At 67.2% G+C, this 18,525-nt stretch carries 14 protein-coding genes; all 14 read right to left on the bottom strand.

All coding sequences use genetic code 11. The features are described 5' to 3' along the window. A complete protein-coding gene (gene alaS, locus L0C25_RS20240) occupies window positions 1-2,691 on the bottom strand; it encodes an alanine--tRNA ligase (RefSeq protein WP_271633584.1) in 2,691 nt (896 codons plus the stop codon). Then, on the bottom strand, window positions 2,688-2,945 hold the full coding sequence (locus L0C25_RS20235) for a DUF6167 family protein (RefSeq protein WP_271633583.1): 258 nt from the start codon (window positions 2,943-2,945) through the stop codon (window positions 2,688-2,690). The genes alaS and L0C25_RS20235 overlap by 4 nt, the downstream gene beginning before the upstream one ends. Beyond that, window positions 2,942-3,511: a hypothetical protein gene (locus L0C25_RS20230; RefSeq protein WP_271633582.1), complete on the bottom strand. Its 570-nt coding sequence runs from the start codon at window positions 3,509-3,511 to the stop codon at window positions 2,942-2,944. Before L0C25_RS20230 ends, L0C25_RS20235 begins: the two co-directional genes overlap by 4 nt. 102 nt (window positions 3,512-3,613) lie before the next feature. After that, window positions 3,614-4,984, bottom strand: coding sequence for a replication-associated recombination protein A (locus tag L0C25_RS20225; RefSeq protein ID WP_271633581.1), 1,371 nt, complete (start codon window positions 4,982-4,984; stop codon window positions 3,614-3,616). 44 nt (window positions 4,985-5,028) lie between these two features. Then, window positions 5,029-6,081 (bottom strand): ABC transporter ATP-binding protein, encoded by a 1,053-nt coding sequence (locus L0C25_RS20220; RefSeq protein ID WP_271633580.1) that lies wholly within the window; start codon window positions 6,079-6,081, stop codon window positions 5,029-5,031. An 86-nt stretch (window positions 6,082-6,167) separates the two neighbouring features. Next, complete coding sequence (locus L0C25_RS20215) at window positions 6,168-7,166, bottom strand: ABC transporter permease (RefSeq protein ID WP_271633579.1); 999 nt, start codon at window positions 7,164-7,166, stop codon at window positions 6,168-6,170. Window positions 7,167-7,268: 102 nt separating this feature from the next. Then, window positions 7,269-9,011 (bottom strand): ABC transporter substrate-binding protein, encoded by a 1,743-nt coding sequence (locus L0C25_RS20210; RefSeq protein WP_271633578.1) that lies wholly within the window; start codon window positions 9,009-9,011, stop codon window positions 7,269-7,271. Between the two features lie 44 nt (window positions 9,012-9,055). Then, window positions 9,056-10,042 (bottom strand): ABC transporter permease, encoded by a 987-nt coding sequence (locus tag L0C25_RS20205; protein WP_271633577.1) that lies wholly within the window; start codon window positions 10,040-10,042, stop codon window positions 9,056-9,058. A 208-nt stretch (window positions 10,043-10,250) separates the two neighbouring features. Further along, entirely contained in the window at window positions 10,251-11,282 is a 1,032-nt protein-coding gene (locus L0C25_RS20200) for an ABC transporter ATP-binding protein (RefSeq protein WP_271633576.1), read from the bottom strand. Beyond that, window positions 11,275-12,444, bottom strand: coding sequence for an ABC transporter ATP-binding protein (locus tag L0C25_RS20195; RefSeq protein WP_271633575.1), 1,170 nt, complete (start codon window positions 12,442-12,444; stop codon window positions 11,275-11,277). Before L0C25_RS20195 ends, L0C25_RS20200 begins: the two co-directional genes overlap by 8 nt. After that, window positions 12,441-13,433, bottom strand: a complete 993-nt coding sequence (locus tag L0C25_RS20190; protein WP_271633574.1) for an ABC transporter permease — start codon at window positions 13,431-13,433, stop codon at window positions 12,441-12,443. The genes L0C25_RS20195 and L0C25_RS20190 overlap by 4 nt, the downstream gene beginning before the upstream one ends. A gap of 98 nt (window positions 13,434-13,531) precedes the next feature. Continuing rightward, on the bottom strand, window positions 13,532-15,286 hold the full coding sequence (locus tag L0C25_RS20185; protein ID WP_271633573.1) for an ABC transporter substrate-binding protein: 1,755 nt from the start codon (window positions 15,284-15,286) through the stop codon (window positions 13,532-13,534). A gap of 52 nt (window positions 15,287-15,338) precedes the next feature. Further along, complete coding sequence (locus tag L0C25_RS20180; RefSeq protein ID WP_271633572.1) at window positions 15,339-16,364, bottom strand: ABC transporter permease; 1,026 nt, start codon at window positions 16,362-16,364, stop codon at window positions 15,339-15,341. Between the two features lie 206 nt (window positions 16,365-16,570). Continuing rightward, on the bottom strand, window positions 16,571-18,316 hold the full coding sequence (locus L0C25_RS20175) for an ABC transporter substrate-binding protein (RefSeq protein WP_271633571.1): 1,746 nt from the start codon (window positions 18,314-18,316) through the stop codon (window positions 16,571-16,573). Between the last annotated feature and the right edge of the window lie 209 nt (window positions 18,317-18,525).

The raw sequence follows: 18,525 nt of genomic DNA, 5'->3' as shown, positions 1-18,525 counted from the left end.
CTAGCGCCCTGCGCGCTGCACTACGCCCTGCTCGAGCGCCGTCAACGCGGCATCCGCGTTCGACGCATCGACTCCCCCGCCTTGCGCGATGTCGTCCTTGCCGCCGCCGCTCCCACCGAGCACCCCCGCGGCCACCTTCACCAGGTCGTTCGCCGAGAACCCGAGCTCTCGCGCGCGGTCGTTGACCGCGACGACGCAGGACGGCTTCCCGTTGGCCGATCCGACGACCGCCACGACGGCCGGGCGCTCGCTGCCGAGGCGACCGCGTACGTCGAGCACCAGCTTGCGTACGTCGCCGGCAGACGCGCCGTCGGGTGCGCGATGGCCGACGTACGCGACGCCCGCGACGTCCTTGGCGGCGGCCGCGAGCTCCGGCGCCGACGACAGCAGCCGACCGACCTTGAGCCGTTCCAGCTCCTTCTCGGCGGCACGAAGCCGCTCCACGATGTCTTGTACGCGCCCCGGCAGGTCGTCGCGCGGCGTCTTGAGCATCTCGGACAGCTGGTGCACGAGGTCACGCTCGCGCGCCAGGTAGCCGAAGCCCTCGCGGCCGGTCACCATCTCGACCCGGCGACTGCCGGCGCTGACCGAGCCCTCCGAGGTCAGCACCATGGTGCCGATCTGGGACGTGCTCTCGACATGCGTACCGCCACACAGCTCGCGCGACCAGGGGCCGTCGATCTCGACGACGCGCACCAGGTCGGGGTAGCGCTCGCCGAACAGCGCGAGCGCGCCCATCTCCTTGGCCGCAGCGAGCGGCATCGTCGAGGCCGTGACCGGCAGATCCTGGCGCAACGCGTCGTTGGACGTCGCCTCGAGTAGATGCAGCTCCTCCTCGTTCAGCGAGGAGTTCCAGCCGAAGTCGAGCCGCAGGAAGCCCGGTCGGTTGTACGAGCCGCGCTGCAACGCGGTCGGGCCGAGGTGCTGCCGCAGCGCCGCGTGGATGATGTGGGTCGCCGAGTGCGCCTGGCACGCCCCGAGGCGCCATTGTTCGTCGACCGTCGCCTCGATGGTCGACGACGAACGAAGCGCACCCTCGAGTACGCGTACCTGATGGGCGACCAGGCCGGTGATCGGACGTTGCACGTCGATCACCTCGGCACGTCCGCCGTCCCAGGTGATGGTGCCGCCGTCGGCGCTCTGGCCGCCGGACTCCGCGTAGAACGGGGTCCGGCTGAGCACGACCTCCGCGACCTGGCCCTCGCCCACCTCGGGCACCTCGCCCGAGTCGCCGATGAGCAGCTGCACCTGCGACTCCGTGCGCAGCTGGTCGTACGCGAGCCACTCGGTCTCGCCGAACCGCTCGAGCGCGCCGCGGTAGACCGTCGTGTCGGCGTGCTGGCCCTTCTTCGCTGCCGCGTCGGCCTTGGCCCGGCGGCGCTGCTCGGCCATCAGGGTCCGGAACCCGTCCTCGTCGACGGACAGGCCCTGCTCGGACGCCATCTCGAGGGTCAGGTCGATCGGGAAGCCGTACGTGTCGTGCAGCTGGAACGCCTCGTCGCCGCCCAGCCGGGTATGACCCGCCTGCTTCGCGTTCGACACCGCGATGTCGAGGATCTCCGTGCCCTTCACGAGGGTCTGCGCGAAGGCGTCCTCCTCGGCGTACGCGATCTTCGAGATGCGTGCGAAGTCGGCCTCCAGCTCGGGGTAAGCGCCCTTCATCGAGTTCATGCTCACCGGGAGCAGTTCGGGCATCGTCGGCCCGTCGACCCCGAGCAACCGCATGGAGCGCACCGCACGCCGGATCAGCCGGCGAAGCACGTACCCGCGGCCCTCGTTGCCCGGCGTGACGCCGTCGCCCATCAGCATCAGCGCACTGCGTACGTGGTCGGCGACGATCCGGAACCGGACGTTGTCCTCATGGTGCCAGCCGTACGTACGCCGGCTCAGCTCCGCCGCACGCTCGATGACGGGGAAGACCTCGTCGATCTCGTACAGGTTGTCGACGCCCTGCAGGATCGACGCGACCCGCTCGAGGCCCATGCCGGTGTCGATGTTCTTGTTCGGCAGCTCACCGAGGACCTGGAACCCTGGCTCCTTGTGGCCGCGGTCGCCGTCGAACTGCATGAAGACGAGGTTCCAGATCTCGACGAACCGGTCCTCGTCGACGATCGGCCCGCCGTCGACGCCGTACTGCGGGCCGCGGTCGTAGAAGATCTCACTGCACGGCCCGCACGGCCCGGCGATGCTCATCGACCAGAAGTTGTCGTCGATCCCCCGGCGCTGGATGCGCTCGGCCGGAAGGTAACGGCGCCACAGCTCGGTCGCCTCGTCGTCGTTGGGCAGGTTGGGGTCGTCGTTCTCGAACGTGGTCGCCCACAAGCGGTTGGGGTCCAGCCCGAGGCCGCCGTCCTCGATCGGGCCGGTCAGCAGCGACCAGGCGTACTCGATCGCGCCGGCCTTGAAGTAGTCGCCGAAGCTGAAGTTTCCGTTCATCTGGAAGAACGTGACGTGCCGCGAGGTCTTGCCGACCTCCTCGATGTCGAGGGTGCGGATGCACTTCTGCACGCTGACGGCGCGCTCCCACGGCGGCGTCTGCTGACCGCTGAGGTACGGCACGAACTGCACCATGCCGGCGTTGATGAACAGCAGGTTCGGGTCGTCGAAGGGCAGCGGGGCCGACGGAACGACCGTGTGGCCGAGCTTCTCGAAATGCTCGAGGAAGCGGCGCTTGATCTCCGCTGTCTTCATCGGGTGGTGCCTCTCTGTTCGATCATCTGCTGGGTACGCGGCGCCGGCAGCCCGAGCTCCTCGGCGATCTGCGTCTCCCGCTCGGCCATGCCGGCGCGTACCTCGTCACCGAAGGCCTGCACACCGGCGCCGAGCGCCGCCGCCTGGTCTGCGAGCCCGGCCGGGGTGAGCCGGTACGCGAGCCGACGCGCCTTGATGCTGGTGTAGACACCCGCACCCGCGCCGACCAGAAACCATAGCGTCCTCCCCTTCATGATCCTCCGTCGTCGTCGACGTTCAACCGGTTTGTCGCCGTCGTGCCCAGCCACGAGTGCACGTCCCTCGGCGGGATGGTCGCGGCGCGCGCCGCGCGGCGCCCGGCCCGCAGCCGGATCTTGCGGCGCCGGCGGTACTCCCGCCGCACGATGCCGCGCAACAGGTCGCGGCTCTCGGGGCGCAGGGCGTACTTCAGGCCGTGGCTCAGCACGGCTCCGCGGATCATCGGCTTGCCCATCGTGGCTTCGACGACCTGCCGCGTCGACGGGACGACGACGACCCGGCCGTCGCGGGTGACGACCTGCGACTCGTCGACCGATTGGTGCGGGTCGGCGAGTGGTATGGGCCGCGCGACCTCGATCTCGGTCGAGGTCGTCATCGGTGGCGCCTGCTCGACGGGTGTCGCCGTCTGTGTCGACGGGCCGGCGACGGGTGGAGGGGCACCGGCGATCCGGCGTACGTCGGCACGCACACTACGCAGCTGCGCGGCGAGCAGCGCGGTCGCGGCCAGCGCGAGGACGGCGACCACCACCGCCAACAGCGCGATCCACTGCTCCGTCGACATGAACGCGACCCTACCGCCGCGCGCCGCCACAACGAAGACCTCCCCCTGCCCCGCCGAGCCGTCGCTCCCGCACCGCCGAGCCGTCGCTCCCGCACCGCCGAGTCAGCGGTCGTCGCCGCGGAGGATCGCGCGGATCTTCGCGAGCCGCTCGGCGTACGCCGCCTCCGCGCCGTGATCGGTCGGTGTGTAGTACTCCGCGCCGTGGACGTCGTCGGGCGCGTACTGCTGTGCGGCGATCCCGCGCGGAGCGTCATGGGCGTACTTGTAGTCGTGTCCGTGTCCGAGCTTCTTCGCGCCGGCGTAGTGCGCATCGCGCAGCGCGGGTGGCACCGCACCGGTCTTGCCCGCGCGTACGTCGTCGCCGGCCGCGCCGATCGCGCGTACGACGGCGTTCGACTTGGGCGCGAGCGACAGGGCGATGACGGCGTGCGCCAGCGTGATGCGCGCCTCGGGGAAGCCGATCATCGCGACCGCCTGCGCAGCGGCCACCGACGTCGGCAGCGCGGTCGGGTCGGCCATGCCGATGTCCTCGCTGGCCAGGATCATCAGCCGCCGGGCGATGAACTTCGGATCCTCGCCCGCCTCGGCCATTCGGGCGAGATAGTGCAGCGCGGCGTCGACGTCTGAACCGCGGATCGACTTGATGAACGCGCTCGTGACGTCGTAGTGCTGGTCGCCCTGGCGGTCGTACCGCACCGCCGCTCGGTCGACGGCGACCGCGGCCGCGTCGACGTCGACGGTCGTGGACCCCTGCGCTTGGGCGGCTCCGGCCGCGGCCTCGAGGTACGTCAGCGCGCGACGCCCGTCGCCGCCGGCCAGGCGTACGAGATGCGCGCGGGCCTCCTCGGTGAGCGTGACCCCGCCGGCCAGCCCCTCGGGGCTCTCGAGTGCACGGTCGAGCATCGCGCCGATGTCGCCTTCGGTCAGCGACTCGAGCGTCAGCAGCAGCGAACGCGACAGCAACGGAGAGATAACGCTGAAGTGCGGATTCTCGGTGGTGGCGGCGACGAGCGATACCCAGCGGTTCTCGACTCCGGGCAGCAGAGCGTCCTGCTGCGCCTTGCTGAACCGATGCACCTCGTCGACGAACAGCACCGTCTCGCGTCCGCCCCGCGCCAGCCGCCGCTTGGCACCGTCGATCGCCTCGCGTACGTCCTTGACGCCGCCCGAGACGGCCGAGACCTCGACGAAACGGCGATCCGTGTGCGCGCTGATCAGCGACCCGATCGTGGTCTTGCCCGTGCCCGGCGGCCCCCAGAGGATCAGCGACATCGGCTGGTCGTCGTCGATCATCCGGCGCAGCGGTGAGCCGGCTCCGAGCAGCTGCTGCTGACCGATCAGCTCGTCGAGCGTACGCGGCCGCATCCGTACGGCCAGAGGTGCCGACGAGTGGCTCCCGCCACTGAGACTGCCGGTGCCCTCCGGCGTCAGCTCCGGCGCATCGGGGATGTCGAACAACCCGTCGGAATCCACGCCCGCGAGCGTACTCGCGGGCGCCGACGGCCGCGGCCGCCGGGCTACGTCAACTCCTCGCGCCGACCCGCCTCGGCCAGCCCGGCCGCCTTCTCGCCCAGGTGACAACGCGAGAGGTGCCCGTCGCCGACCGTGTCCAGCACCGGCAGCTCGCGTACGCACAGCTCGCCTGCCACCTCATCGGTGTAGCGGCACCGCGGGTGGAACGGACACCCAGACGGCGGCGCCAGCATGCTCGGCGGGAGCCCCGGGATCGACAGAAGCTGCGCGGTCGGATCGCTGTCCAGATCGGGCACCGACTCCAGCAATCCCCACGTGTACGGCATCCGCGGCTCCGACAGGATCGTCTTGCAGGTGCCGTACTCGACCGCGCGCCCGGCGTACATCACCAGCACGTCGTCGGCCATCTCGGCAATGACGCCGAGGTCGTGGGTGATCATGATGATCGCCGAACCGAAGTCGCGCTGGAGATCCTGCAGCAGGTCGAGGATCTGCGCCTGCACGGTCACGTCGAGCGCCGTCGTCGGCTCGTCCGCGATCAGCACCTTCGGGTCGTTGACCAGCGCCATCGCGATCATCGCCCGCTGCCGCATGCCCCCGGAGAACTGGTGCGGATAGTCATCGACGCGCCGGTCGGGCTGCGGGATGCCGACCCGGTCGAGCATCTCGATCGCCCGGCGCCGAGCGTCGCGCTTCGACGCCGACGGGTGATGCGCGCCGTACGACTCGCCGATCTGCCTGCCGACCCGGTGGAACGGATGCAGCGCCGCGAGCGCGTCCTGGAAGATCATCGCCACGTCATTGCCGCGGATCCGCTGCAGCTGCCGGCGAGAGAGCCCGACGATCTCCGTGCCACCGACCCGGATCGACCCGTCGATCTGCGTACGCCGCGGATCGTGCAGGCCGAGGATCGCCATATTGGACACCGACTTGCCCGAACCCGACTCCCCCACCACGCCGAGCGTCTTGCCCATCTCGACGGAGTACGACAGTCCGGTCACCGCGTTGACCAGCCCGTCGGCCGTCGGGAAGCGAACGGTCAGATCCTCGACGACGACGAACGGCTCGTCCCCCGGCGCAGCGGTCACGTCGTTCACGCCTTCGTACCTCGCTGTGCCTTTGGTCGCGCTCCCCGCTCCGCTCGTCCCTCGCTGCGCGGCTCGCCGCTCCGTCTCCTCACCGCTCATGACAGCCGCACCCTCGGGTCGATCACCGAATAGGCCAGATCGACGAGTACGTTCGCGATCACCACGAGCACCGCCGCGAGCAGCACCGTTGCCGAGATGATCGGGAGATCATCGTCGATGACCGCCTCCAACGCCTCACGTCCCATACCGTCGATGTTGAAGATCTTCTCCGTGAACACCGTGCCCGCGAGCAGCGTCGCCATGTCGAGCCCGAAGATCGTCACGACCGGTACCAGCGCGGCGTGCAGGGCGTGATTGACGAGTACGGTGCGTTCACCCATGCCCTTCGCCCGGGCCGTACGTACGAAGTCCTCGCTGAGGGCCTCGACCATCGACCCGCGACTGAACCTCGCGTACGGAGTCGACGACGCGATGCCGAGCGTCAACCACGGCAGCATCAGGCCGCCGGCCCACGCGAGCGGGTTGTCGGTGATGGGGTGGTACTCGGGCGATCCGAACCAGCCCCACTGCGTCACGAGGTACAGGTACACCATCAGCGCGAGCAGGTAGTACGGCACGGAGCTGATCAGCAGCGACGACCCAACCAGCAGCCGGTCGGTCGCCGTACCCCGTTTTCGCGCCGCGAGTACGCCGAGCAGCACGCCGAGCGGAAGGAAGACCGCGGCACCGCCGATCGCGAGCGAGATCGTCGCCGGCATCCGCTCCTTCACGATGTCGGTGACGGGTTCCTTCGTCTGGTACGAGATGCCCAGGCACGGCGCCGGGCACTCGATCGTCGAACCGCCGATGTCGATCTCACGCCCGGCGAAGATGCCCTTCGCCCAGACCACGTACTGCTCCTGCACCGGATCGTTGAAGCCGAGCGACTCGTTGATGCGCTCGGCCTGCTCCGGCGTACACCGGCCCGACGACGCGTTGCACAACACGCGGCCGGGGTCGGACGGACCGAAGAAGAACAGCCCGAACACCAGCATCGAGGCGAACACGATGACGAGCACCGCGCCGATCACCCGGCGGATCACATAGCTGAACAATCGCTCTCCTCGCTCATCGGCTCGTACCCCCGAGATCTGTGCCGTAACGGCGACTCTGTCGCGTACGGATCGACCATTGCGTCACAGACCTCGGGGTGAAGGTCACTCAGACGCGACCCACATGCTCTTCCAGGTCGGGTTGCCGAACACCTCGTCGACGTGCATGCCCTCGATCCGTGAGCCCTCGAGCAGCGCCGCACCGGTGTAGCCGATCGGGATGGTCGGGTAGTACTTCTCCATCGCGTCCTTCTCCAGCTGCGCCCACCCCTCGGGCTGGTCCTCGCTCGGCATCTGCTGGACCTCGTCGATGCGCTTCTCGATGTCGGGCTCGGTGAAGTGCGCGTAGTTCGAACCCGGGTACTTCTTGGAGAGGATCGGCGGGATCCACACCGCACCCGACGGCCAGTCCGCGCACCAGGAGGTACGACGAAGATTGACCGGCGCGTCCGGATCCTGGTTCAGCTCCGACGTCTCCTGGTCGTCGGCCGCCTTGACCGGCGAGACCTTGAAGCCGGCCTCCTCGAACGACCGCACCATCGCGTCCTTCATGTCGACCAGCATCGGATCGTCACCCGTGTAGACCCACTTGAGCTCGTACCCGACCGCATCGGCCTTCTCCAGCAGCTTCTTCGCCGCCGCTGTGTCGGTCTCCTGCCCCGAGTTGTCGAGCACGTCGTACGGCGGGTCGATGCGGCCCGGAACGCTCGGCGCGGAGATCATCGTCGCCGGCGCCCGGGTCGTACCGATGATCTGGCCCTCGGCCAGCCAGGAGTCCTCGTACGGGAACGCCAGGCCGATCGCCTTGCGGATGTTGATGTCGGTGACCTTGCGGTAGTCCGGGTTGAGGAAGTAGCCGCACGCGCTCGCACCCGAGACCAGCTGGTCCTGCTCCTTCGCCTTTGCCGCGTTGGCCTGCGTGACGTTGTCGATGCTGATCGTCGCCTGCGCATCGCCCTGGTCGCCGAGGATCAGGTTCTCGATCTGGGCGGAGCTACCGATCTGCAGGTCGAAGTCGTACTCGTCGACGTACTGGTGCCGGCCGGGATCGGTGTTCGGGTCCCATTCGTCGTTCTTCACCAGCGTCATCTTCTTGCCGATGTCGTACGAGTCGATCTTGTACGGTCCGGTCGACATCGGATGCCGCGCGTAGTCGGCAGGGTCCTCGTCGGTGTCCGGCAGCGGGCTCATCGCGGGCAGCGCACCGAAGTAGTCCATATCCGCGAACGGCGTGGCCATCTTGATGATGACCTTGTTGCCGTCGACCGTGACCGCCTCGGGCTCGGTCTTCGGGTCGGAGTAGAGGCCCTTGTACGTGTCGCCGCCCTCGAAGTACGTGTTGGCGTACGCCGGGCCGGCCGTGAACGTGTCGCGGTCGAACGACGCCTTGATGCCGCGCGCGACGTCGTCGGCGGTGACCTCGTCGCCGTTCTCCCAGCGGACGCCGTCGCGGATCTCGAACGTCCACTCGGTGAAGTCTTCGTTGGGCTGGCCGAGATCGGTCGCGAGGTCGGGAACCAGCACCATCTGCCCGTCGCGGTAGACGTACTGCGTGAGCGTACGGAACATCAACCCGGTCGTGATCGACATCGTGTTGTAGTAGTACGCGTCCTGCGGGTGGATCGAGTTCATACCCTCGGTCGACAGCACCTTCATGGTGCCGCCCTCCTCGGCGCCGTCGATCGGCGGTGCCGGCGCCTCGGCGTCGGGGTCCTTGCCCGTCGCCGCGGACGACTGGCTGTTGATGCTGTCTTCGGAGTCGCCCTCGAGGTCGCTGTTACCGCCGCACGCGGCGAGCGCCATCAGGCCGACCGCACTGGTCGCGGCGATCCATCTCTTCCATCGCATGGGTCTATCCCCAATCCTTGGTTGTGGCGGCGGCCGCATCGCGGTCATCGCCTGGTCTTCGGGTCGAATGCGTCGCGTACGGCATCCCCGAGCAGGTTGAGCGACAGCACGAGCAGCAGGACGCCGATGACGGGCGCCCAGAGGTACAGCGGGTATGGGCCGAAGTAGCCCGATGCCTCATTGATGGTCTGACCCCACGACGCAACGCCAGACATCCCTATCCCGAGGTACGCCAGGCCGGCCTCGGCGGAGACATACGCCGGCAGCCCGAGCGAGACGGCGACGATGATCGGAGCGGTGAGGTTCGGCAGTACCTCGCGGAACAGGATCTTGCGTTGCGGCACGCCGATCACTCGGGCCGCCTGCACGAACTCGCGCTCGCGCAGCGACAGCACCTCGCCGCGTACCAGCCGGGCGAGCACCATCCAGCCGAACGTCGTGAGTACGAACACGACGGACACGAAGCTGGCCACCTTCAGCTTCTCTGCGTCATCGGCCCAGCGCGCGCCGATGAGCGGGGCGATGGCGAGCGCACCCAGCACGAACGGAAACGCGAGGAAGGTGTCGATCACGAAGTTGATCGCCCGGTCGAGCCAGCCGGTCGCGAACCCCGCGACGAGCCCGACGACGACGCCGACGATCGTCGAGAAGATCGTCGCCAGGACAGCGACTCCGATCGAGGTACGCGCCCCGTAGAGCCACTCGCCGAGCAGGTCGTAACCGCTGTTCGGCGCGACGCCGAGCGGGTGCTCCCAGGTGAAGCCGTGGACCGGTGGTCCCACCTTGCCGTAGTTGGTGGTGACGTCGAGCGTCTCGGCGCCGCTCTCGGTGCGATAGCCGACGCCGAACAGGTCGGCGATCCACGGCGCGAAGATCGCGACCAGCACGAAGAACGCCACGATCGCAGCGGATATGACGGCCACCTTGTCGTGGCGGAGCCGTTCGAACGCAATCTGTGCGGGCGAACGCCCCTGGATGTCCGTCGCCACGGTCGTCGTGACGTCGGGCATGTCCGTCGGCGCGAGCGCCATGTACACCGTCCTGTTGCCTCGTCGCCACCCTCACGGTAAAGGTGAACAGGCCACAGCGTAGACCAGTGGACTACACCCCTTGGACCACAGATCCGTAACGGTTTCACAACGCTGACGAGAGAGTTCTGGCCCCGTGAGGAGAGAGTTCTGGTCGTGCAAGCGACCGAAACTCTCTCCTCACGGGGCCAGAACTCTCTCGTCAGCGTGGTCAGGCGGAGGCGCGGACCGGCGTACCGTGCTCCTCGCCCATCGGGGCGGCGAAGTGGCAGGCGGCCTGGTGCGGTCCGCCGATCTGAAGCAGCGGCGGCTCCTCGCGGGCGCAGATGTCCTGCGCCTTCCAGCACCGCGTACGGAACCGGCAGCCCGACGGTGGGTTGATCGGGCTCGGCACGTCGCCCTCGAGCATGATCCGCTCCCGCCGGCCGCCCACCTCGGCCTGCTTCACGTCGGGTACCGCCGACAGCAGCGCCTGGGTGTACGGGTGGTGCGGGTTGTTGTAGATGTCCTCGCGGTCGCCGATCTCGACGATCTTGCCGAGATACATCACCGCGATGCGCGGGCAGAAGTGTCGTACGACGGCGAGGTCGTGCGCGATGAACAGGAACGCGATGTTGAACTCCTTCTGCAGCCCCTGCAGAAGGTTGATCACCTGCGCCTGGATCGACACGTCGAGAGCGGAGACCGGCTCGTCGGCGATCATCAGCTTCGGCTGCAGCGCGAGCGCGCGGGCGATGCCGATGCGCTGGCGCTGGCCGCCGGAGAACTCCGACGGGTAGCGGTTGTAGTGCTCCGGGTTGAGGCCGACGACCTCGAGCAGCTCCTTGACCCGGTCCATGATCTTCTTCTCCGGCACCACGCTGTGCACCCGCAACGGCGTCGCGACGATCGTGCCGACCGTGTGCCGCGGGTTCAACGAGGAGTACGGATCCTGGAAGATCAGCTGGATGTCCTTGCGGTACGGGAGCATCTGCTTACTCGACAGCGGAGCAAGGTCCGTGCCCTCGAACATGATCTGGCCGCTCGTCGGCTCGTACAGCTTGGTCAGCACCCGACCGGTCGTGGACTTGCCGCATCCCGACTCTCCGACGAGGCCGAGCGACTCGCCGGCACCGAGTTCGAAGTTGATGCCGTCGACGGCCTGTACCTGACCGATCGTGCGCCGGATCAGACCGCTCGACTTGACCGGGAAGTACTTCACCAGGTCCTTTACCTCGAGCAGCGGGGTGTGCGCCTCACTCATCGTCGCCCTCCTCGGCAGGCTCTTCCACGTGTGCATCCAATGCTGCGTCCTCGACCGTATCGGTGATCACGGGCTCCTCCTCGCGAAGCACCTGCTCAGGGTTGCGCAGGTGACAACGCTTCAGGTGGCCCGCGCCATGGCTGCCGGGTTCCAGCGTCGGCAGCTCGGTCTCACAGACGTCGCCGGGTACGAGGTGCTTGTAGCCACAGCGTGGGTTGAACGCACAGCCCGTCGGCAGGTTCAGCAGGCTCGGGGGCGCGCCCGGGATCGGGTTGAGCTCCTCGTCCACGTCGCCGCGCAGATCGGGCACGCTGTTCAATAGTCCCCAGGTGTACGGCATCTCGGGATGCGTCAGGATCTCGCGGCACGCACCGTACTCGACGCAGCGGCCGCCGTACATCACCAGCACGTCGTCGGCCACCTCGGCGATGACCCCGAGGTCGTGGGTGATCATGATGATCGCCGAGCCGAAGTCGCGCTGCAGCTCCTGCAACAGGTCGAGGATCTGCGCCTGCACCGTCACATCGAGCGCGGTGGTCGGCTCGTCGGCGATCAGCAGCTTCGGGTCGTTGACGAGCGACATCGCGATCATCGCCCGCTGCCGCATACCGCCGGAGAACTGATGCGGGTAGTCGTCGACGCGGCGGTTCGGCTGCGGAATGCCGACCCGCTCGAGCATCTCGATCGCCTTGATTTTCGCCTTCCGCTTGCCGACACCAGGGTGGTGGGTGCGGTACGCCTCGACGATCTGCGCGCCGATCGTGAAGAACGGGTGCAGGGACGTCAGCGGGTCCTGGAAGATCATCGCCGCAGCGTTGCCGCGCAGCTGGCGCATTCGGGAGTCCGGCAGGCCGACCAACTCGGTGTCGTCGAGACGGATCGAGCCGCTGATGTTGGTACGTTTCAGGTCGTGCAATCCCATCACGGCCATCGACGAGACGCTCTTGCCCGAGCCGCTCTCGCCGACGATGCCGAGCGTCTTGCCGAGCTCGACGGCGTAGCTGAGCCCGGAGACGGCCTTCACCAGGCCGTCACGCGTCGGGAAGCTGACGCTCAGGTCCTCGACGACCAAGTACGGGGTGTCGGAGGCGTGCGTGGGCTCTACTGCGGTCGGGTCGGTCAATGTGGAGTTCCTCGTCGGATCGGTGATCTCACTCGTCATAGTCGCACCCTCGGGTCGAGAACGGCGTACGCGAGGTCGACAAGGATGTTCATCAGCACGACACACGCCGCGGCGAACAGCACCGTCGCCGACACGATCGGCAGGTCCTGGTTCCTGATCGACTCGAGTGCCTGCAGCCCGAGGCCGTGAACCTGGAAGATCTTCTCGGTGAAGATGGTGCCAGCGAGAATCGCGGCGAAGTCGAGACCGAAGATCGTCACCACCGGTACGACGGCGGCGCGCAGCCCGTGTTTCAGCGCAACGGTACGGTCGCGCAGGCCTTTGGCCCGCGCGGTGCGGACGTAGTCCTCCCCGAGCGCCTCGATCATCGAGCCGCGCGAATATCGGGCGTACGCAGTCGACGTGAACAACCCGAGTGCGAGCCACGGAAGCAGTAAGCCCTTGAACCAGGCGACCGGCCCGTCCTCGGTGATCGGGTAGTACCCGGGTTCGGGGAAGAGGCCCCAGCTGCTGAACAGGTAAAGGAATGCGAGTAGCGCCACCAGGTAGTACGGCATCGCGGTCACCAGCATCGCCGTGCCGACCAGGCCTCGGTCGAGCGCCGTGCCGCGCTTGCGAGCGGAGATGACGCCGATGGTCACACCGATCGTGAGGAACACGACGGCCGAGCCGAGCGCGATCGACAGGGTGGCCGGGAACAGGTCCCACAGGTACGGCGTGACCATGACGCTGTACTTGAATGAACGACCGAGGCACGGAGCGCCGCAATGGATCACGTTGGCGCCGTTGGTGATGTCGCGGCCGACGAAGATGCCCTTGAGGTACTCGCCGTACTGCTGCAGCACGGGCTCGTCGAGGCCGAGGTTGTCACGAATGCGCGCGAGGTCCTCGCCGCTACAGCCCGCCTTCGGGCAGTACGCCATGGCCGGATCCGTCGGCCCGTAGTAGAAGAAGAGGTAGACGCCGAAGGAGATCACGAGCAGCACCAGCAGGCCCGCGATCACGCGTCGCACGATGTAACCGAACACAGCAGACTCCTTGGACGACCATGCAATGCAGCACGGCGGGTCGACCGTTGTCGGGGGCGGGTTCGCCGCCCCCGACAACGGTCAGGTGACGACCTACGTCACTGCTTCACGTAGATGTTCGAGAAGTACGGGTTGCCGCGCACGTTGTCGATGGCCATGCCACCGATCTTGCTGCCGCGCAGCACCGCCACTCCCGAGTAACCGATCGGGATGGCCGGCTGGTACTCCGTCATCATCTTCTCGTCGAAGTTGCCCCACTCGGGAGCCGCCTCTTCCGGACCCATCTTCAGGATCTTGTCCTGCAGCTTGTCCATCTCGGGCACGTCGAAGTTCGCGACGTTCGGCCGTCCTTCGAGACCGACCAGTCGGCCGTCCCACTGAGCCGGGAACCACGAGCTGCCCGACGGCCAGTCCGAGCACCAGCCCTGGTACTGGACGTTCGCACCGTTGTCGTAGTCCGAGAGGACGTCGCGGATCGCGTCGGTCGTCGAGGCGATCGGCGTCACCTTGAAGCCGGACTCCTCGAGCGACTGCTTGATGACCTCCATACCGGCGACCTTCTGCTTGTCGTCGCGCTCGTACGGGAACTTGATCTCGTACCCCTCGGCTCCGGCCTCCTTGAGCAGTGCCTTCGCCTTCTCCGGGTCGGTCGTGTAACCGTCCTGGCCCTCGGGGCTCTCGAACTCCTTGCGGCCCGCCGTGCCCGGGGGCAGCAGGCTGGTCGCCTCACGCATCGTGACGCCGGGAACCTTGCCGTCGGCCTTCCAGAAGCCGTCGTACGGGAACGCCCAGGACAGCGCCTGCCGGATCTTGAGGTCCTTGATCTTGGTCATATCGATGTACCACATGTAGGTACACGGCGACGTGCCCTCGGCCAGGCGACCGGAGTCCTTCGCCTGCTGGTAGACCGCCGGCGCGACGTTGGTGTAGCTGAACGTCGTCTGCGCCGTGCCCTGGTCGTCGAGCATGGTCTGGTCCATGGCGGCCTGGTCCTGGCCCCACTGGAAGTCCCAGTCGTCGACGAACTGGTGCCGGGTGTTGTCCGTTGCGGGGTCCCAGTTCTCGTTCTTGGACAGCTTGAGGTACTGGCCCTGCTTGTAGTCCTCGAACTTGTACGGACCGGTCGACAACGGATGGTTGCCGTACTCGTCCGGGTTCTTGTCGGCGCTCTCCGGGATCGCGGTGAACTGTGGGAACGACGCGTAGTACGGCATGTCACCGAACGGCTTCGCCATCTTGATGGTGATCTTGTTGCCGTCGACCACGACACCCTTGTAGTCGGTGCCGTCCTTGAACGGGCCCTGGTACTTGTCGCCGTCCAGGAAGAACTGCGTGTTGTACGTAGGCCCGTCCGGAAGCTCCTCGATCGCGAACGACCGCATGATCGCGTACGCGACGTCCTCGGCCTTCACCTCGGAGCCATCCTCGTACTTCAAACCGTCCCGAAGGGTCCAGGTCCACTCGGTGAAGTCCTCGTTCGGCGTACCGGTATCGGTCGCCAAGTCGGGGACGAGCTCCATCTGCTTGGTGTCGGGGTTGTAGCGATACTGCGTCAGTGAGCGGGTGACCAGGCTCGACAGGATCGCCGTCGAGTCGGTGTAGTACGCCCGCGTCGGGTCGAGGGTCGTCGGAGCGACGTCGGCGATCACCGTCGCGGTGCCACCCTCGGTCGCGCCCTCCACCTCTGGAGCCGGCGCCTTGGCCTCGATGATCTCGCCGCCGGCAGCGCCGGCCTCGTCCGAGCCCTCCAGATCGCCAGGACCACCACTCGAGTCGTCGTCGCCGCCTCCACAGGCCGCGACACCTACCAACGACACACAGGCCAACGCCAGTGCTGTCTTCTTTAAACGCATCGAAACTCCTCCCACCTTTCCTGGGTCGATGCTGATCTCTCGGCGATCCCTGTCACCGACGAGTTTTGGGGTCGAAAGCGTCGCGGACTGCGTCACCGAGCAGGTTCAGCGCCACGACGAGGACGAGGATGCCGAGGATCGGCGCCCACAAGTACAATGGGTACGTATTGAAGTAGCCGCCTCCGGAACCAAAGTTGATGGTCTGTCCCCAGGAGGGCATCCCGACGACGCCGATGCCGAGGTACGCGAGCCCGGCCTCGGCCGCCACGAACGCGGGCAGCATCAGCGAGAAGTAGACGACGATCGGTGCGACGAGGTTCGGCAGTAGCTCGCGCCGCAGGATGGTGCGCGTCGGCACCCCGATCACGCGGGCGGCCTGGATGAACTCGCGCTCACGCAGCGACAGCACCTCACCGCGGATCAGCCGGGCCAGCGTCATCCAGCCGAAGATCGACAGGATGAGCACCAACGCGATCAGGCTCGCCGCGTCGAGTAGCTCCGGCTGGTCGGCGAACCGCATGATGATGATCGGCGCGGTCGCCAGCGCGACCAGGATGAACGGCAGCGACAGGAAGAAGTCGATGATCCAGTTCAGTACCGTCGCAGAACCGCCTCGAGCGAACCCCGCGAGCAGGCCCATCACGATCCCGATGGAGGTTGCGGCGGCCGCCGAGACGGTCGCGACCACGACGGACGTACGGCAGCCGTAGATCCAGGAGGCGAGGTTGTCGGTGGCGACGCTCGGTGCGATGCCGAGTGGATGGTCCCACGTGAACCCGTGCCGGGGCGGGCCGATTGCCGGGTACCCGTCGTACTCGAGGCTCTCGGTGCGCTCGGCGGTCGACGCGGGATCGACCTGGACCCCGAACAGATCGCACAGCCACGGCGCGAAGATGGCGACGATGTAGAAGAAGATCACGATACCGAGGCAGATCACTGCCACCTTGTCGCGACGGAGCTGCTCCATCGCGAGCTGGAACGGGGATCGACCTGCAATCGCCTCGCCGGAGAGGTCCTTCTCCGGATCGGCATCCGCCTGGTCGGCGGAGTCGTCGATCCCCAAGGGTGAGATTGCCACAGGGGTCACCTTTCTGGCGGCACCTCGATTACGCGCCGTCGGAGACGATAGACGACGGGGGCACACCTTTGAGACTCGTCGCGGTAACGGTTTGGCTACGCTTGTGGCGAACGCCACGGGCCGAAAGACGTCCGGCCGCGGGAGCCCGATCTCGTCGGGCATCCCGCGGCCGGTCGCTTCTAGCCGCACAAGTTGCGGGTGGCTCGCTACTCCTTGATGTAGATGTTCGGGAAGTTCGGCTCGCCGCGCACGTTGTCGATCGACATTCCGCCCACCTTGCTGCCGTGCAGCAGGGCAAGGCCGTCGTAGCCCACCGTGACCGCCGGGTAGTACTTCGTCTGGATCAGCTTGTCGAGATCGCCCCACGCATGGTTCTTCGCCGTCTCCTCGCCGGACATGGTGTCGAGGATGTGGTTCATCTCCTTGTTGACCTCGGGCTCGTCGAAGTTCGACGGGTTCGGCATACCCGCAACGCCCACGAGCTCGCCGTCCCACTGGGCCGGGAACCACGCGCTGCCCGACGGCCAGTCGGCGCACCAGCCGGAGCTCGTCCGCATGTTGATCGGCGCGTCGTAGTCGGAGTAGACGTCACGGAAGGCATCGGTCGTGGTCGCGTACGGCTTGGCGGTGAAGCCCGCCTCCTCGAACGCCTGCTTGACGACCTCCATCGCCGCAACCTGCTGCTTGTCGTCGCGGGCGTACGGCCAGCTCAGCTCGAAGCCCTCCGCGCCGGCCTCCTTTAGCAGCGCCTTCGCCTTGTCCGCGTCGGTCGTACTGCCGTCCTGTCCCTCGAGCGCTTCGTACTCGACCCGGCCGGCACTGCCCGGCGCCATGATCGTCGTCGACGGGACCTTCGTGACGCCTGGTACCTGGCCGTCGGCCTTCCAGTAGCCCTCGTACGGGAACGCCCAGCCGATCGCCTGGCGCACCTTCAGGTCCTTGATCTTGGTCATGTCGAGGAACCACATACGCGTGCAGGGGGCCACGCCTTCGACCAGCCGGCCGGAGTCTTTGGCCTGCTGGTATACCGCCGGCGCGACGTTGGTGTAGCTCAGGGTCGTCTGCGCCGTGCCCTGGTCGTCGAGCATGGTCTGGTCCATGGCGGCCTGGTCCTGGCCCCACTGGAAGTCCCAGCCGTCGACGTACTGGTGCCGGGTCGTGTCGGTGGCCGGGTCCCAGTTCTCGTTCTTGGTGAGCTTGAGGTACTGACCCTGCTTGTAGTCGTCGAACTTGTACGGGCCCGTCGACAACGGATGGTTCCCGTACTGCTCGGGATTCTTGTCCGCCGACTTCGGAATCGCCGTGAACGACGGGAACGAGCCGTAGTACGGCATGTCACCGAACGGTCGGCGCATCTTGATGGTGATCTTGTTGCCGTCGACCTCGACGCCCTTGTAGTCGTCGCCGTCCTTGAACGGGCCCTTGTACTTGTCGCCGTCGAGGAAGAACTGTGTGTTGTACGTCGGGCCGTCGGGCAGTTCGTCGATCGCGAACGAGCGCTTGATCGCGTACGCGACGTCCTCGGCCTTCACGTCCGAGCCGTCCTCGTACTTCAGCCCGTCACGAAGCTCGAAGGTCCACTCGGTGAAGTCCTCGTTCGGTGTACCGAGGTCGGTCGCCATGTCGGGCACCAGCTCGAGACCCTTCGTCTCGGGGTTGTAGCGGTACTGCGTCAGGGACCGGGTGACCAGTCCAGAGAGGATCGCCGTGGAGTCGGTGTAGTACGACCGCGTGGGGTCCAGCGTCGTCGGCGCCACGTCGGCGATCACCGTCGCCGTACCGCCCTCGGTCGCACCCTCCACCTCGGGCGCCGGCGCCGTGGCATCGGCGATCATCTGACCGCCGGCTGCTCCCGCCTCATCGGCGCCCTCGATGGCTTCCGGGTCGCCGCTGTCGTCGTCGCCGCCTCCGCATGCCGCGACGGTGACCAATGCAGCCGTCGCAGCTACCACTGCCGTTCTTCGTAAGCGCATGAACCCTGCCTCCCGATCGTCCCCTCCGAGACCATTGGGTCGAACGCTAGGGACGTGGGCGCACGCTTTGGCCTCGCGACGGTAACGGTTCGGCCACGTTCCGGAGCCGTTACTGCGCCGAGGTACGCGCTCCTGCCGATACCGGGGTGCGGGATCGGCAGGAGCGCGTACCTCGGCGGGACCTCCCT

This window comes from Solicola gregarius (genome assembly GCF_025790165.1).
GTDB lineage: Bacteria > Actinomycetota > Actinomycetes > Propionibacteriales > Nocardioidaceae > Solicola > Solicola gregarius.
The sequence above is the reverse complement of the archived record's forward strand: the minus strand, read 5'-3'. Positions and strand labels throughout refer to the sequence as shown.

Excerpts from the sequence above, each read along its gene's own strand:
- alaS (WP_271633584.1), bottom strand. The coding sequence starts at position 2,691 with ATGAAGACAGCGGAGATCAAGCGCCGCTTCCTCGAGCATTTCGAGAAG.
- L0C25_RS20235 (WP_271633583.1), bottom strand. The coding sequence starts at position 2,945 with ATGAAGGGGAGGACGCTATGGTTTCTGGTCGGCGCGGGTGCGGGTGTC.
- L0C25_RS20230 (WP_271633582.1), bottom strand. The coding sequence starts at position 3,511 with ATGTCGACGGAGCAGTGGATCGCGCTGTTGGCGGTGGTGGTCGCCGTC.
- L0C25_RS20210 (WP_271633578.1), bottom strand. The coding sequence starts at position 9,011 with ATGCGATGGAAGAGATGGATCGCCGCGACCAGTGCGGTCGGCCTGATG.
- L0C25_RS20205 (WP_271633577.1), bottom strand. The coding sequence starts at position 10,042 with ATGGCGCTCGCGCCGACGGACATGCCCGACGTCACGACGACCGTGGCG.
- L0C25_RS20200 (WP_271633576.1), bottom strand. The coding sequence starts at position 11,282 with ATGAGTGAGGCGCACACCCCGCTGCTCGAGGTAAAGGACCTGGTGAAG.
- L0C25_RS20195 (WP_271633575.1), bottom strand. The coding sequence starts at position 12,444 with ATGACGAGTGAGATCACCGATCCGACGAGGAACTCCACATTGACCGAC.
- L0C25_RS20185 (WP_271633573.1), bottom strand. The coding sequence starts at position 15,286 with ATGCGTTTAAAGAAGACAGCACTGGCGTTGGCCTGTGTGTCGTTGGTA.